Annotated in this window: 10 protein-coding genes; 9 read left to right on the top strand and 1 reads right to left on the bottom strand. The window is 37.0% G+C overall.

Features of this window, described 5'->3' with window-relative positions:
- Window positions 1-891 precede the first annotated feature (891 nt).
- From O9A_RS06625 to O9A_RS06585, 9 genes are all read left to right on the top strand, one after another.
- Entirely contained in the window at window positions 892-2,541 is a 1,650-nt protein-coding gene (locus O9A_RS06625; protein WP_034459898.1) for an ABC transporter substrate-binding protein, read from the top strand.
- Between the two features lie 233 nt (window positions 2,542-2,774).
- On the top strand, window positions 2,775-4,202 hold the full coding sequence (gene xseA, locus O9A_RS06620) for an exodeoxyribonuclease VII large subunit (protein ID WP_195890930.1): 1,428 nt from the start codon (window positions 2,775-2,777) through the stop codon (window positions 4,200-4,202).
- Window positions 4,180-4,806, top strand: a complete 627-nt coding sequence (locus O9A_RS06615; protein ID WP_034459892.1) for a DNA-3-methyladenine glycosylase I — start codon at window positions 4,180-4,182, stop codon at window positions 4,804-4,806. Before xseA ends, O9A_RS06615 begins: the two co-directional genes overlap by 23 nt.
- A gap of 1,356 nt (window positions 4,807-6,162) precedes the next feature.
- Window positions 6,163-7,788, top strand: a complete 1,626-nt coding sequence (locus O9A_RS06610; protein WP_034459890.1) for an ABC transporter substrate-binding protein — start codon at window positions 6,163-6,165, stop codon at window positions 7,786-7,788.
- 394 nt (window positions 7,789-8,182) lie between these two features.
- On the top strand, window positions 8,183-9,820 hold the full coding sequence (locus tag O9A_RS06605) for an ABC transporter substrate-binding protein (protein WP_034459888.1): 1,638 nt from the start codon (window positions 8,183-8,185) through the stop codon (window positions 9,818-9,820).
- Window positions 9,821-9,912: 92 nt separating this feature from the next.
- Window positions 9,913-10,986 carry an ABC transporter permease gene (locus O9A_RS06600; RefSeq protein ID WP_034460291.1) on the top strand — a complete coding sequence of 358 codons (1,074 nt, stop codon included), beginning with the start codon at window positions 9,913-9,915 and terminating at the stop codon, window positions 10,984-10,986.
- Between the two features lie 2 nt (window positions 10,987-10,988).
- Window positions 10,989-11,921, top strand: coding sequence for an ABC transporter permease (locus O9A_RS06595; protein ID WP_034459885.1), 933 nt, complete (start codon window positions 10,989-10,991; stop codon window positions 11,919-11,921).
- Window positions 11,914-12,789 (top strand): ABC transporter ATP-binding protein, encoded by an 876-nt coding sequence (locus O9A_RS06590; protein WP_034459882.1) that lies wholly within the window; start codon window positions 11,914-11,916, stop codon window positions 12,787-12,789. The genes O9A_RS06595 and O9A_RS06590 overlap by 8 nt, the downstream gene beginning before the upstream one ends.
- Window positions 12,786-13,568 carry an ABC transporter ATP-binding protein gene (locus O9A_RS06585; protein ID WP_034459880.1) on the top strand — a complete coding sequence of 261 codons (783 nt, stop codon included), beginning with the start codon at window positions 12,786-12,788 and terminating at the stop codon, window positions 13,566-13,568. Before O9A_RS06590 ends, O9A_RS06585 begins: the two co-directional genes overlap by 4 nt.
- Before the next feature lie 631 nt (window positions 13,569-14,199).
- Here the strand turns inward: O9A_RS06585 and O9A_RS06580 are convergent.
- Window positions 14,200-16,011, bottom strand: a complete 1,812-nt coding sequence (locus O9A_RS06580) for an autotransporter outer membrane beta-barrel domain-containing protein (protein WP_051665600.1) — start codon at window positions 16,009-16,011, stop codon at window positions 14,200-14,202.
- Between the last annotated feature and the right edge of the window lie 397 nt (window positions 16,012-16,408).

Here is a 16,408-nt window from a genome sequence, read left to right as displayed (position 1 = left end):
AAATTGTATGATATTCTTTTGTTGCACAAAAATATACAGGAGGATGTTTAGAATATTTCGACGTTTTACATGATGGTGAAACTTTTCCAGTCCGTCGAAGGTTTTATGTGAATTAATATGTTATGTATAGAATGGAATTTCAAGACATCTTATTTTAGAGAGAGTTTATCCATCTTGATAAAATACATATATACATTAAGATTGCATATTTCAATCTTATGTGAAGAGATGATAAAAAGATAATTAAAGTTTGTTTGTTGAGAAAACAGGCGCAGTAAGTAGAGCGAAATTTAGTGCTTTTGAAAGAGCGGGGGGAGGGAGTTAAAATGTATTGTTAAAAAAATTGGTTATATGCAAGTTCGTGGGAGACTATCACGTTACTGCGGGGTTTATGCTTCAAATTATGCCACTTTTCCTTAAAAGATGATGAAGTGCTGTTGGGAAGTGTTCTTTGTTACAGGAGCATGGAAAAGTTCAAATTTTCCTCTGAAGAAGGAGGGATAGGGCCATTGTTAGTAGTCCATTTATCTAGGATCATCAAAATATAAAATTGTTATTGAAGCTTTTGAACTAATCTGAGGTGATGCTTTGATGACTTTTCTCAAAAATCGCAAGAAGAAGTTCTGTTTGATGCAGAAAAGAAGAACTTTTTCCCTAATATGTTCTGAATTATAACCGTTGTAACATCCTCAATCTGTTATTTATAAGGATTATTCATCGTATCTCGGATCGTTTTTCGTTACATACTTTTGTTTAGCCTGTATGGGTTCAGGAAGCGAGAGATTATTGCTCTTTAATGTTTTGATATGTTATTTCTAGAAGGTATGTTATCAACCTTGATCTACTTATTTACGGGGGAATTTATATAATAAACTTTAAAAGGAAAAATCTATGAACTTGAAAAGAAAGATATTAAAAGGGAGAAAATCTTTTATTTCTGCTATTATTGCAATGGGGATGTTTGTGCAACAAGTTTCAGCCAAAACACCTGCTGATACTCTCGTGATGGCTTTGAATCTCGATTCAATCGAGACCTTTGATCCTGCGCAGATCAACGAGCGTTATGGAAATGAAGTTATTGCCAATATTTGTGATAATTTAATCGATTCCGCTACAGACGATCCAGCTAAAATAGTTCCTTCTTTGGCAAAGAGTTGGGATGTTTCAAACGATGGACAAGGTACGGTAATTACTTTTCATTTGCGCGATGGTTTGAAGTTTAATGATGGTCGGCCTGCTGATGCCTATGATCTTGTTTGGGGCATAAAGCGAGTTGTCAAATTGAAGTTGTCTGCAGCGGCAATATTTAACGAATATGGAATTACAGAACAAAATATTGATTCTAATCTTCAAGCACCAGACGAGAAAACAGTGGTGATGAAATTTGACAAGCTTTATCCTGCAGAAATCATTCTGGGTCATATTGTTACGGGTCGTGTTGCTGCCTTGCTTGATCGTGAGACAATTATGAAACACGAACAAGATGGTGATATGGGAAATCGCTATTTGGCGAGCCATGCTGCTTGTGTTGGTCCTTATCAATTAAGTAGTTGGCGTTCTGGAGAAGCAATTTTGTTGCGTGCAAGTCCTTATTATTGGGGAGAGGCACCCAAATTGAAGAAGATTTTAATTCGTCATGTTGCTGAACCAGGAACACAACGTTTATTGTTGCAAAAACATGATATTGATGTTGCACGTAATTTGATGCCAGAAGATATCGCAGATCTCCAAGCAAAAACAGATATTAAGATTGAAAAAAGATTGACACCTTCCGTGATCATGTGGGGATTTAATACGACAAACCCAATTTTTGCCAATGAAAAAGTGCGTTTGGCAATGCGGTATCTTATTGATTATGAAGGTCTTGGAAAGACTCTTCTGAAAGATGTTGGTATTCCACGTGCAAGCTTTATTCCCATTGGCAATCTTGGTGCTTTAGATGAAAAAGAAGGGCAACCCTTTAAACTTGATCTTCAAAAAGCCAAACAGCTTTTAACAGAAGCAGGTTATCCAGATGGTTTTGAGGCTAATATTTTTGCAGGGAAATCCCCTTATCCTTTTGCTTTGCCTATTGCTCAGTCAATTCAAGATAATGCAAAAAAGATAGGAGTGCGCTTTAAAATTGAAAATTTTGTAGGGACGCAGTTGTTTTCAAAACTTTATGCACGTAGTTTTGATACGATTTTTATGGGATGGAATAACGATTCTGCGGATCCTTATACAATGGCTTCACGCCTTATTTACAACCCTGATAATCGGTTTGAAGCTAAAAACACGGGCTATCCTAGCTGGTGCCATGGGTATTTTGATCAAAATATGAATCAAAAGGTTCAAGATGCGTTATTTGAAAAGGATCTACAAAAACGGGCGCAAATCTATGCGGATTTGCAGCATGAATTTATGCAAAAGGGACCCTATGCTTTTATCTATCAAACATATAATGTTATCGCTATGACACCTAATATCAAAAAGTGGGTTTGGAATAGCGCTCCACGTATTTTTTATAGTGCTATTGAAAAATACACGCATAGTAGGCGATGAAAATACAAAAAAGCGTGATTATGATATCTTCGGCGTTTCGCATAGGGTTAAAAACTTTGTAATACGTCGAAGGTTAACTGTAATAAATTAAAAGGTTCCATAATCGGTTAATATATTGTGTATAGAATGGGATTTTGAACCATCCTGTTTTAGAGAGGCTATTCATTCCGATAAAGATGTGTTTGTGTGGCTGTGAGGATTGAATGTTTCAACGTCTATGAATTTTAAAAATGATGAATTTGTTTTTTGAAAAAACAGGGACAACGAATGTAGCAGAATTTAGTGTTTCTGAAATAGCGGGTGCTTTAAAACGCATTGTTGAAGAAAAGTTTGGTTATGTACGAGTGCGTGGGGAAATATCAGGTTACCGTGGGCCTCATGCTTCGGGTCATGCTTACTTTGCTTTAAAAGATGATAAGGCGCGGTTAGAAGCTGTTATTTGGCGCGGAATTATGGAAAAGCTTAAATTTCCTCCTGAAGAAGGGATGGAAATGATTGCTGTTGGCAAGCTTACGACGTATCCTGGGTCATCAAAATATCAAATTGTCATTGAAGCTCTTGAGCCAACAGGTATTGGCGCTTTGATGACACTTCTAGAAAATCGTAAGAAGAAGTTTGCAGAGGAAGGCTTATTTGACGAAGCAAAGAAAAAGCCTTTGCCTTATATGCCTCGAATTATAGGTGTTGTGACATCGCCAACAGGCGCTGTCATTCGTGATATTATTCATCGTATCTCAGATCGTTTTCCGTTGCATATCTTGGTTTGGCCTGTACGGGTTCAGGGGGAGACAAGTGGTCGTGAAGTGGCTGCTGCTGTTGAAGGTTTTAATGCGTTACCTTTAAAAGGGCTTATTCCAAAACCTGATCTACTTATTGTTGCACGGGGAGGGGGAAGTTTAGAAGATTTGTGGGGATTTAATGATGAGGTCGTTGTTCGTGCTGTTTATGAATCTTCCCTCCCGGTTATTTCTGCTGTTGGGCATGAAACGGACTGGACTTTGATTGATTATGTCGCTGATTGGCGTGCTCCAACTCCTACAGCAGCAGCAGAGAAGGCTGTGCCCGTCAAGATTGATCTCGAAGTGTATCTGGTATCGCTTGATGCACGTTTGCGCACTGGATTTGCGCGTTATTTTGATTTTCATCAACAAAAATTGCAGGCTATTATACGCGCGCTTCCCACTGTTGACCAACTTTTTGCTCTACCACGCCGTGGTTTCGATGAAATTTCAAGTCGGCTAGAGCGTGCTCTTTGTGTAAGCTGCGATAAAAAACGTCTTTATTTTCATACGGTTGCTATCCGTCTTGCTCCGCGTTTGCTGAATACTGAAAAAGCACACCACAAGGCAAAGGAATATACTGCACGTCTTCATCGTGCTTTTGTGCACACTGTGGAAAAACAACGTGCTCAGGTAGAGGTCGCATTTAGGCTTTTAAAAAGCACTTCTTACCAAAGTATTTTAGAGCGCGGCTTTGTTTTGGCTTTGGGGCAAGACAGTAAACCTATTAAACGATTGGTGCAGGTTCCTGAAACAGGGCAAATAAATTTACGCTTTTTTGATGGTGAGCTCAGTGTTACAACACAGGAGTCTACTTTCAATCGATCTTCAAAATCTAAACGGATCAAGTCGAAACAAGATGATCAAGGAATGCTCTTTTGATACAGTCAATATGCCGCTCGCTGAAGGACTTCTCATGGGCACGGATGGAAACATTCGTTGTTTATGGGCAGGTGTGGATCCACTTTATTGTGCTTATCATGATAATGAATGGGGAAAACCTGTTTTTGAAGATCACCATTTGTTTGAAAAAATTTGTCTTGAAGGTTTTCAGGCAGGACTTTCTTGGCTTACAATTTTAAAAAAAATCTCTTCTTTTCGCAATGCATTCGATTACTTTGATTTTGAAAAAATTACTCGTTATGATGAAGTAAAAGTGCAAATCTTGATGCAGAATAAAGATATTGTTCGTCATCAAGGGAAAATTCGATCGGTGCTTAATAATGCATTGAGGGCACAGGAAATTGTAACAGAGTGGGGGAGTCTATCTCAATATTTTTGGTCTTTTCAACCACCGCAATCAGAGCGTGATGAAACGGTAGATTTTCAAACATTGTCGGCTAACCCTATAACACCTGCTTCTCTTCGTCTTTCTAAAGATTTGAAAAAACGTGGCTGGACATTTGTTGGTCCCACAATTTGTTATGCTTTTATGCAGTCTGTGGGAATTGTTAATGATCATCTTGAAGGGTGTTTTTGTCGATAAGGGTGTAAAGCCAACTTTCTTAGAAGGTATGTTGTTTAATAGGATAATAAAGAAATGGGGAATGGTCTTTTGATTATTGAATATATTTTTTGTCATTGGATCATCGCTTTTGGGTGCAATGGATGATGTCCAATTTTATCAAAGGTAGCAATGTTATTTCAGAATAAAGTGAAGAAAATTCAGGGAATAATTTTTCAAGAATAGTGTCTAAAATTTTTTATTTCTGAAATTATTATAAGGGCAATTTATATCATCAGTTTTGAGGCTTATTTATTTCTTGTTGTTTATATAGCAGTTATATAAAGTAAATATCAGCTCTTTTATTCGTAGCTTTTGCTAAAGTAAAAGTAGTTTTCAGTGTATTATTCTATTTTTGCAATTTAATGAAATATGTTTAGTCAATTTTTACTGAATATATGACTATTTTTATATGGTGTTTTTTTCTAAAATGCTTTTGCATATAATACAGAACAAAATGGTGCTATGGAAAACAGGTTTTAAAGCATTTAGGCTGCTTGTGTTACGCTTTATTATTTGATAGTTTCTTTTCTCTGGAAGTAATTTTACTGCGTGTGAGTTCCAGTTTTTGGGGAGAAGTTTAAGATCAGATAAGTTTGTATCCATTATTTAGTTCATTTCTAAAATTTTTCGTGGAAAACGATGTTGAGAGAATGTATGATTTTGATGGATGTGCAGCGGTGATAAACGTCGAAAGTGGGAAGGACTTTATAGTTAATCATATCTTTGGGGGCATATGGTGAATTTTTTTACTCATGAAAAGAAGCGTTTTATTGTGTACTTTTTCATTATGTTTTTATCTCTGTCGATTTGTTTTTGTTTTGTAGATAAAAAGAAAGGTTTCTTTTTAAGCGGAGCTTTCAAAAGATTAAATAGTTTTTTACAATGGTAGAGTTCTAGCAAGGGTATTTTCTTTTGTTTTGCTGTCTATTCAGCTCAGCCTTGATAACGTATATGATAAGGGTGAGTGTGCACTTTGAGACTGGGTGGTCAAGGGGGCAATTGTTGTTCAATTTTGTACATTGATTATTTTTAATACAGTTTAAGGAAATGATAAATCTACAAATTTTTTGTGATGGCTTTCCGCCTGACTTACAACTTGGATAGTTGGTTTGAATGTTATTATTAGAGGGAAAAAAGAGATGTCATGCGGGTGTGATATTGGTTGCTTGAAGCTAGTTGCATATTTCTAGAGTTTAATTGCAACGTAAGCTAGTAAATTTAAACTGAATGACTCTGTAGAGATGTGAAGGCGTGTTTGTTCAGTCTTTGTATTATAGATTTACTGTGTTATTTCAAAATAATTAATCTTTACAATATACTTAAAAGGAAAAGTTTATGAATTTGAAAAAAAGGATATTGAAGAGCAGTAGTTCTCTCATTTCTGGGCTTGTTACGCTGGGGATGCTTGTGCAACAAGTGCAAGCAAAAACACCTGCCAATACCCTTGTGATGGCTTGGAATATTGATGCAGTCGATACGTTTGATCCTGCTAAAATCAATGATGTTTACGCAAATGAAATTATTCTTAATGTTTGTGATAACTTGGTTAGTGCTGCTACAGATGATCCAGCTAAAATGGTTCCTTCTTTGGCAACGCATTGGGATGTTTCAGGCGATGATCAGAATACAATGATTACTTTTCATTTGCGTGATGGTTTGAAGTTTAATGATGGTCGATCTGCTAGCGCCCATGATCTTGTTTGGAGCATGAAACGGATTGTTAAGTTGAAGATGGCTAGGGCAGCGATATTTAATGAATATGGTATTACAGAACAAAATGTTGATGAAACTCTTCAAGCACCGGATAAGAAGACGGTGGTGATGAAATTTGACAAGCCTTATCCTGCAGAACTTATTCTTAACAATATTGTTGCGAGTCATTCTACTGCTTTGCTTGATCGTGAAACAATTATGAAGCATGAAAAAAATGGCGATATGGGAAACCAATATTTAGCTAATCATGCTGCTTGTGTTGGTCCGTATCAGTTAAAGAGTTGGCGCCCTGGAGAAGCTATTTTGTTACGTGCAAGTCCTCATTATTGGGGAAAAGCTCCTAAATTGAAGCAGGTTTTAATTCGTCATGTTGCTGAACCAGGAACACAACGTTTATTGTTGCAAAAAAATGATATTGATGTTGCACGTGATTTGACTCCCGAGGATCTCGCAGATCTCCAAGCAAAAACAGATATTAAAATTGAAAAAGTGTTGGAACCATCCATAATGTATTGGGGATTCAATATGACTAATCCAATTTTTGCCAGTGAAAAAGTGCGTTTGGCAATGCGATATCTTATTGATTATGAAGGTCTTGGAAAGACTCTCCTGAAAGATGTTGGTATTCCACGTGCAAGCTTTATTCCCATTGGGAATCTTGGTGCTTTAGATGAAAAAGAAGGGCAACCCTTTAAACTTGATCTTCAAAAAGCTAAAAAGCTTTTAACAGAAGCAGGTTATCCAAATGGGTTTGAGGTGAATTTTTTAGTAGGGCACTCCCCTTATGCTTTGTCTATTGCTCAGTCTTTTCAAGATAATGCGGAAAAAGTGGGAGTGCACCTTAAAATTGAGCGTTTAGCAGGTACGCAATTGTTTTCAAAGCTTTATGCACGTAGTTTTGATACCATTTTTGTCGGTTGGAATAATGATTCTGCCGATCCCCATAGCATGGCTTCACGTCTTGTTTACAACCCGGATAATCGGTTTGAGGCTAAAAATACTGCCTATCCTAGTTGGCAGCATGGGTATTTTGATACAAAGATGAATCAAAAAGTTGAAGATGCATTGTTTCAAAAGAATTCACAAAAACGGGCACAGATCTATGCGGATTTGCAGCGTGAACTTATGCAAAAAGGACCTTATGCTTTTATTTTTCAGAAGTATAGTGTCGTCGCTATGACACCTAATATCAAAAAGTGGGTTTGGAATAGTTCACCACGTATTTTTTATAGTGCAATAGAGAAGTAAACGCATTTTAAGTACTGTGAAATATGAAAAAAGTATAATTATGATGTAAATGATAACAATATCCTTCTGCATGAAAGTGGTTTTAAAGCCATTTAGCGTGTAGAACTGTGTGAGATTTGTTATCAAGTACTGTTAAAATGCAAGTTTATAATAGGGGTGATCGATATGAAACAGCATGAAGATGATATTTTGAAGATATTTATTGGCTGTGGTACAGGTATAAAACTCTCAATTATAGGTTTATTTTTGAGAATCTTTCCTAATGGAAGTTAGACAGGAGAGTTAGAAGTTATGCTATCTATACTGTTTAGAGATAAAATCGATACATCAGAAATATTTTAAGTGTGCATTAAGACGAAATAAAATACAAAAGACAAAAAAATGAGGAAAGAAAATGAGAAAGAAAGGGATGTTAAAGGATTTTTGTATTTTATTAGGAACAATTGGGTGTTTGAATACATCTACACCAATAGCACTCAGTGCATCATCTAAAGATACATTGGTGATGGCTTGGAATATTGATTCCATTAGCAGTTTTGATCCAGCTCAATCGGTTGAAGTTGTAACAAGTGAATTATTGACAAATATTTGTAGTGCTTTGGTGCAGTATGATCGGAATGATCCTACAAAAGTTCGTCCTGCTATGGCTCAGTCTTGGGATGTTTTTGATGGCGGAACAAGAATTGTTTTTCATCTTCGTCATGATTTAAAGTTTGATGATGGAAGGACGGCGACTGCTCAAGATCTTGCGTGGTCAATGCAACGGATTGTTAAGTTAGGGTTGAACTACGCCCAATCGTTGATGAACTATGGGTTCACTAAAAACAACGTTGAAAAAAACATTCAGGCCCTTGACGATAAAACTTTACAACTAAAATTGGATAAGCCTTATCCTATCCAACTTGTTTTGACTGTGATTGGGCAATCCTATGCTTCTGCTTTGCTTGATCGCCAAACACTTGAAGCAAATAGTGTTAATGGCGATATGGGCAATAAATATTTAGCGACGCATTCGGTTTGTGTTGGCCCTTATAAATTAGAGCGTTGGATTCCAGGGGAAAAAGTTGTCTTACAGGCTACTCGACATTATTGGGGAGATGATGTACCCAAAATTAAGCAGATTTTAGTGCAGCATGTCGCTGAATCAGCAAGCCAGAGATTGCTTTTGGAAAAAGGTGATGTGGATATAGCGCGTGATCTCTCTTCAGAGGATATTTTGGGTATTGAAAAACAAGGTGGGCCTGTCAAAATTAACCGTGTTTTGCGACCGCAATCCATTTATTTATCGTTGAACAACAAAAATGCGATTTTTGTTAACGAAAAAGTGAGATTGGCACTTCGTTATTTGGTTGATTACGAGAGCCTTGGAAAAACTGTTTTAAAGGGTATCGCAATTCCACGTGCAAGTTATATGCCATTGGGTGTACCTGGAGCTTTGGATAAAAAAGAGGGATTGCCATTTAAGTTGGATTTAAAAAAGGCAAAGCAATTAATAAGTGAAGCAGGTTACCCTAATGGTTTTAAGGCTAATCTTTTAATTGGTAGTCTTACATATATGTCATCTGTTGCGCAGTCTATCCAAGAAAATGCACGCAAAGTTGGTATTGAGTTTACAATTGAAAAAATGGCACAAACCCAATTATTAAGCCGCGTGCGTAGTGGGAATTATGATACGGCGATTATGGGGTGGGGGAGTGCTGATCCTGATGGGCATCCTGCTTCATTAAATCACGTTTTTAACCCTGATCCAACATTTACAAAAAAGCACAATATGTATTTGGCTTGGCGTGCTGGTTATTATGATGAAAATATCAACAAAATGGTGATGGATGCGTTATTTGAGCAAGATCAAAATAAGCGTATTACACAATATCGTGCTTTACAGCATTATGTGCTTGAGCACGGTCCTATGGTTTATTTATTTCAGACATATTATACCGTTGGTATAGGCCCAGCAGTAAAAAAATGGGTTTGGAATAGTTTTAGGCTTTACTACAATGATGCAGAAAAATATGCACAGTCACATAAGTAGAGATTGTGTAAGGTTTGATTATATTTTTTGATTGTGTGGCAAGGGGGGATGCCACACTAGTATTTTACTAGGTGTATGGGGATCTTATCAAGATGACTTTATCATTTCCAGAAGCAAGTGAGGAAATATTACCACGGCAGAAAGATCTGCATGTATGGGCATTTTTTTTCAAGGCATTTAAGCTGTTAGTCTCAGTCTTTATTACGTTGCTTGGTTTGGTGACTATCACTTTTTTTATTGGTCATCTTCTTCCTTTAGATCCCGTTCTTGCTATTCTTGGTGATAATATCAGTCAGGAGGCTTATGATGCAATGTTTTATAAGTTGGGTCTTGATAAGCCATTGATTGTCCAATATTGGAATTATCTTCATAATATAGCTTTGTTTGATTTTGGCGATGCTTTAACTTCGGGGCGTCCTGTCTTGACAGATATTATGCGTGTATTTCCTGCAACCTTAGAGCTTGCAACAGTTGCTATTGTTATTGGCACGAGTTTTGGTATTCCGTTTGGTGTCTTTGCCGCGATGTATCGCGATTCATTTATCGATTATTTTGTTCGTGTTTTTACACTCCTTAGTTATTCGACGCCAACTTTTTGGCTTGGATTAATGGCTTTATTGGTATTTTATGCAAAGCTTGGTTGGATCGGTGGACCGGGACGTCTTGATTTTCTTTACGAATATTCTTTTGAACAGAGAACAGGCTTTTTTCTTTGGGATACTGCAAGGCAGGGACAGTGGGAGGCTTTTGGCAATGTTTTTAGCCATATTATTATGCCTGCTTTAATTTTGGCTTTTGGTGCTATGGCCTATATTAGTCGTATGACGCGTGGGTTTATGATTGAACAACTTAATCAGGAATATATTATTACTGCACGTGTGAAGGGATTATCTTGGATGCGAACGGTTTGGTTCCATGCCTTTCGCAATGCTGCTGTTCAGATTATCACTGTTGTTGCGCTTTCTTATGCTTTTTTATTAGAAGGTGCCGTATTAACAGAGACAGTTTTTGCTTGGCCTGGTTTTGGACGTTACTTGACCAATGCTCTTTTGGCAGGAGATATGAATGCAGTCGTCGGCTGTACGCTGTTGGTAGGGGGGCTCTTTGTTGCCATTAATTTATTTTCTGATCTACTTTATTGCATCTTTGATCCAAGGACACGCTGAATATGACTACCTTAATGAATCATCATAAACCGCAATCGTCATTTTCTTTAAGTTATTGGTTATATGAAGCTGTTCCGCGGTCAATAGTTCAAGCGAACGTACAAAAAATTTATCATTCAGTGATCAAATTCTTTCATAATTTTTCGGCTGTATTTGGACTAATTATTATTTTTATTATTATCTTATGTGCAGTTTTTGCTCCTTGGATTGCTACTCATGATTTTATGAGTAATGACCTTGCTCACCGATTGCAGCCACCGTCTATGTTGCATTATTTTGGAACAGATGAATTGGGGCGTGACATTTTTAGTCGTCTCGTTTTTGGTGCGCGTATTACTCTTTATATTGTTTTTCTTACTACAATTATTGTAGGACCGATAGGGCTGATTGTTGGAACTCTCTCCGGCTATATAGGGGGATGGGTTGATACGTTTCTTATGCGCATGGTTGATATTTTTCTTGCTTTTCCAGCTTTGATTTTAGCTCTTGCTTTTGCAGCAGCGTTAGGACCAGGCATTGAAAATGCATCCATTGCCATTTCAATTGCAGCCTGGCCACCAATAGCCCGTTTAGCGCGTGCTGAAACTTTAACGATACGTTCATCCGATTATATCTCTGCAATTCGTTTGCAAGGGGCATCTCCTTGGCGTATTATTTTGTTTCATGTTGCACCGATGTGTATTCCTTCAGTGGTGGTACGGTTAACATTGGATATGTCTGGAATTATTTTAACGGCTGCTGGTCTTGGTTTTTTAGGGTTAGGAGCTCAACTTCCAAGTCCTGAATGGGGAGCAATGCTTTCGACGGGTCGTGAATTTATGATGACAAGTTGGTGGTTGGCAGCGATGCCTGGTTGTGCAATATTGTTTGCAAGCCTTGCATTTAACCTTTTAGGTGATGGACTTCGTGATATATTGGATCCACGTAATGGATAAAAAATTATTAGAGATAGAAGATTTACGTATTTCTTTTCCTACAACGCGCGGCGTTTTAGAGGCTGTACGTGGCATTAGCTTTTTTGTGGGAAAAGAAAAAATCGGAATTGTTGGGGAATCTGGGTCTGGAAAATCAATGACTGGGCGTGCGATACTCAAATTGAGCCCAAGAGCAGCAATCGTCAAAGCTAAAAAAATGTGCTTTGATGATGTCGATTTATTGAGTGCAAGTGAATCGCGGATGCAGGCTATTCGCGGTAAGCGTATTTCGATGATTTTACAGGACCCCAAATATTCGCTTAATCCATTAGTGCGCATAGGGGATCAGATCATGGAGGCGTATCGTATTCATCATCGTGTTTCAAAAGTTGAGGCACGGGAAAAGACAACTTCTATGTTAGAATCCGTTCATATTCGTGATCCAGAACATGTAATGCGGCTCTTTCCTCATGAAATATCAGGTGGTATGGGGCAGCGGGTGATGATTGCTATGATGCTCATTCCTGAACCTGATTTAATTATCGCTGATGAGCCAACTTCTGCACTTGATGTTACGGTGAGATGTCAAGTGTTGTCAGTATTAGATGAACTTGTAACAAAATCTGGGACAGGACTTATTTTTATTAGCCATGATTTGAATATGATTGCTGATTTTTGTGATCGTGTTTTGGTGATGTATGCTGGTCGCATATTAGAGGAATTGCCTGCGCGTGATTTGTCTCGTGCTTGTCATCCTTATACTAAGGCTCTCCTAGCGAGTTTACCACGGCTTGATAATCCTGTTGATGTTTTAGCTGTTCCTGAACGCGATCCTAATTGGTTGCATGATCCTACGATTGTTAATGGTATTGAAAGAGTTTCCCCGTGACCAATTGTGACAATATACTCGATGTTTCTAATTTATCTATAACCTTTGGGCATAGGCACAAGGCAGTAACGGTTGTAAAAAATGTTAATTTTCACATTAAGCGTGGTGAAGCTTACGGTTTGATTGGTGAATCTGGATGTGGAAAATCAACCATTTTAAATACATTGGTTGGGCTTATACCAAACTATAGTGGGCGTTTCATTTTTGATGGAGAAGAAATCATAAAAAAAAGAGATAAGAGTTTTCTACGCCGTATTCAAATGGTTTTTCAAGATCCTTACGCTTCGCTTCATCCAAGAAAAATGGTCTATACTGTTCTTTCTGAATCTCTTAAAATTCATGGTATGGATAATTTAAAGGCGCGGATACGTGATGCTTTAAATTCCGTTGGTTTAAATTCTTCATTTCTTTATCGTTATCCGCATGAATTATCTGGAGGGCAACGTCAGCGTATTGCTCTTGCACGCGCTTTGATTATCGAGCCAGAGGTTTTGCTGCTTGATGAACCAACATCTGCATTGGATGTTTCGGTACAAGCTGAAATTTTAAACTTATTGAAATCATTACGAGAGGAAAAAAAACTCACTTATTTGATGGTATCTCACGATCTTGCTGTTGTTGCACACATCTGTGAACGTGTTGGAATTATGCATAAAGGGATTATTATTGAAGAGCTTAGCAATGGTGATTTGCGCAATTTACATGCGCAAAATGATTACACAAAGATGTTTTTTGAAGCCAGTATTGAACCTATTGCTCATAGAGAGGAAAAAGCGTGATAGGTTTTATAGAAAAGAGGGAGATATTTTTTCTGTTTGAGGTTTCTGTTTGTTTCTGAATGTAGGATTTAGTTGTTTTTGTTCCTAGGTCTCTTATATTTATAAAAGTTTATCAGTATAAATTGGCTGAGAGACATTTTCGCTACAATTACTTTTTATCCTAATATGCGCACAACGCTGTGAGATATAGATGTAGCGCATAAAATGCGTTCTTTTCTGATATTGTTTGTTATATTTCCTTATGATTATGAATTTATATTCGATATTTTTATTGGAATTTCGAGTTTCAGGCTTATAAGAAATAACAACAGGTCGTTAGGATAATGAGGCTGTATTTTATTGGAAAAAAATTCTGAGTTTTTATAATATCTGTTTTGTTTTTATTATTTTAACGCCGTTACACTTTTAAAATTTATTTATTCATAAATATTGCGCATGATTGTTTGAAAAGTAAGAGGATTTTATAAAAATCTTTCAATTTATGCGAATCTTTTGCTTGTTTTTTGTCACTGGAAAGAGAGAATTTCTCTTAATGAAGAAAGATAGATTTAATACATAAAAGGCAACATACTATGCTGCCTTTTTACTTAAAACCAATAGGTTATAATACGCTTGTTTTTACAGTTTTGTCTTAAAACTGATAGCGTATTTCACCTGAGAAATTTACTCCCGATATACTGGTTTTTTGAAGCTTTTGTTGATAGTTAACATCACCATGAAGCGAGACGTTTGGAGATAATTGAGCACTGATTCCAAGCCCACTTTCAAGGAAAGAGCTCATAGGATCAAGTTGATAATTCTTATCAATCTGTATTGCTTCATCATCGCCAAAAGTTTTGATCACATTTACTTTTTCATAGAAAAAAAGAGAGCGTCCGTTTTCAGCTATGGCAACGGTTTTGGTTAAACGCCCACCAACACGGAGCATCCATTGATGAGGATTGTTCATATCAATGGTAAGATTATCGGCATCTACAAGAGTATCAAACATCAAATGTTGATAGGCAAGTTGTACTTGCGGTTCGAATGTTATACCTTCCATACCGGTTGCAAGTTGTTTGCCAATGGTGGTTGAGATGCTCCATATCTTTGCATTGTCCAATTTTGCAGTTTTCCCAATGACGGCATTGGTGATATCTCCCTTTAGGATTCCATAGGACAACAGTGTATCAAGATAGAAACCATTGTCATACTGTATGCTGCCATAGGCTGTGAGGGACCACTTATTCAACGTGTTCTTACCTGCGTCTTGCATATCTTTTGGGGTAAAGGACAGTTGTCCATAGGTTCCTATAAGAGCGAAATGTGTTGTGGTATTTTGCTCTTCTAGTGCTGCGAAGTTAACACCCCCTTGTAGAGCAGTATAGTAAAGATCAGCGCCGCTATAACCATATTGACGAGGAGCACTTTCAGAGGAGAATTTTCCTGTACTGCCATAGGTATATAAGAAGAAGCCGTTCTTTTTCTCTTGCTCTTTTCCCAAGACAGATATTCTTCTATTGGCTAATAGTGCATTTTGTTTAGCCATATTGGTCAATCCCGTATAGAAGAGGGCATTTGGCATGACCAAATAGCTTGCCATTTGTGGTACAACGGCATGCACATTTGATCCAGGATTGGGGTTAGGACCAGGATTAGAATTAAGAAATTCAGGTTGCAAACGGAAATCCCAGAAGTTTTCATCTTTGTTATCAAACAGATTTTGTTCAATATTAGCTTTGCCATGGCTTGAGTTTGGTCCATAGGCACGTAGCATATACTTATCAGGTGATCCATTGATTGTGGTATAACCATTTACTAATTTGAAGGAGCCTTCTTCGGCTTTCCTAGAAACTTGAATAAGTGAAAGTCCCCGTATATTTGTTTTAACGTCGGAAATCTTTGTTTGGACATTATTCCCTTTTAAATGTCCTTTAACAAGAACATTTGTATTTCCTGAAACATCACCATGAATGAGAAGGCGATCGGTTTTTTGCTCGTTTATTTTTGCACCATCACTCCATTCGGTATTAAAGAAAATCTGTGCATTTCCTGTAGCATTATAGACTGCCTTGGTATCTGGTTTTCCAGAGCCTATATGCAATATTTGATAATGATCCTCTGTTGGTAAATCAAAAATGATAGAGAAATTAAATACAGACATATCAGAATGTGATCTTTGAGTGATATCAAGCAAATTTCCTGCATTATCTTTTTCTTGTTTACTGATTTTCAAAATCCATTTCGTATCGCTTTTCAGGTCAAAGAGTACGTTTCTTTCTTGTGCAATGTTTGCTCTACCTTTTAAAATGGAATGATCAGCATTTAATATGAAGGTACCTTTGGATATCTCCGTAGCTTCTTTTCCATCCCACAAATTTTTATCTTTTAAAGAAATTTTGTTCTCAAAAATACCGTCATTTAATAAAATATCGGCATGGATTTCTGAATTATGAAGATTCACTTTACCGATTAATGAAGTAGTACTATTTTCGATCTTCTTTGCAACAAAAGCTCTAATAAGAATTCCAGCGCCATTTTCAACGCGAAAAGCTGTATTAGTTAAATTAACTTCATTGTTATGATATTTTGGTGGATTATTTTGGTTGTCTGGATCATTATTTAAATAAGTTGCAAACTGTAAGCCAGAAACTCCTGTTGTTGCAGAAATATTTGTTAGATCAATATGTCAACCATCTTCTAAGATAAAAGTAGATCCATTTGCGGTGACTATTCCTCCTGTCATCGTTATTTTAGATTGAGAACTGCTTGTGTATAGCCCATCACCTGGTTCATATCCATTTTCTATTATATCACCCTTGAATGATGTTACTTCAACACTGTCTTTTAAAATAGTATTA

The sequence above is a fragment of the Bartonella koehlerae C-29 genome (genome assembly GCF_000706625.1).
Lineage (GTDB): Bacteria > Pseudomonadota > Alphaproteobacteria > Rhizobiales > Rhizobiaceae > Bartonella > Bartonella koehlerae.
This window is presented reverse-complemented; position numbering and strand designations above follow the sequence as displayed.

Coding starts and splice junctions, on each gene's coding strand:
- O9A_RS06615 (WP_034459892.1), top strand. CDS start 4,180: ATGATCAAGGAATGCTCTTTTGATACAGTCAATATGCCGCTCGCTGAA.
- O9A_RS06605 (WP_034459888.1), top strand. CDS start 8,183: ATGAGAAAGAAAGGGATGTTAAAGGATTTTTGTATTTTATTAGGAACA.
- O9A_RS06625 (WP_034459898.1), top strand. CDS start 892: ATGAACTTGAAAAGAAAGATATTAAAAGGGAGAAAATCTTTTATTTCT.
- O9A_RS06600 (WP_034460291.1), top strand. CDS start 9,913: ATGACTTTATCATTTCCAGAAGCAAGTGAGGAAATATTACCACGGCAG.
- O9A_RS06595 (WP_034459885.1), top strand. CDS start 10,989: ATGACTACCTTAATGAATCATCATAAACCGCAATCGTCATTTTCTTTA.
- xseA (WP_195890930.1), top strand. CDS start 2,775: ATGAATTTGTTTTTTGAAAAAACAGGGACAACGAATGTAGCAGAATTT.
- O9A_RS06610 (WP_034459890.1), top strand. CDS start 6,163: ATGAATTTGAAAAAAAGGATATTGAAGAGCAGTAGTTCTCTCATTTCT.
- O9A_RS06590 (WP_034459882.1), top strand. CDS start 11,914: ATGGATAAAAAATTATTAGAGATAGAAGATTTACGTATTTCTTTTCCT.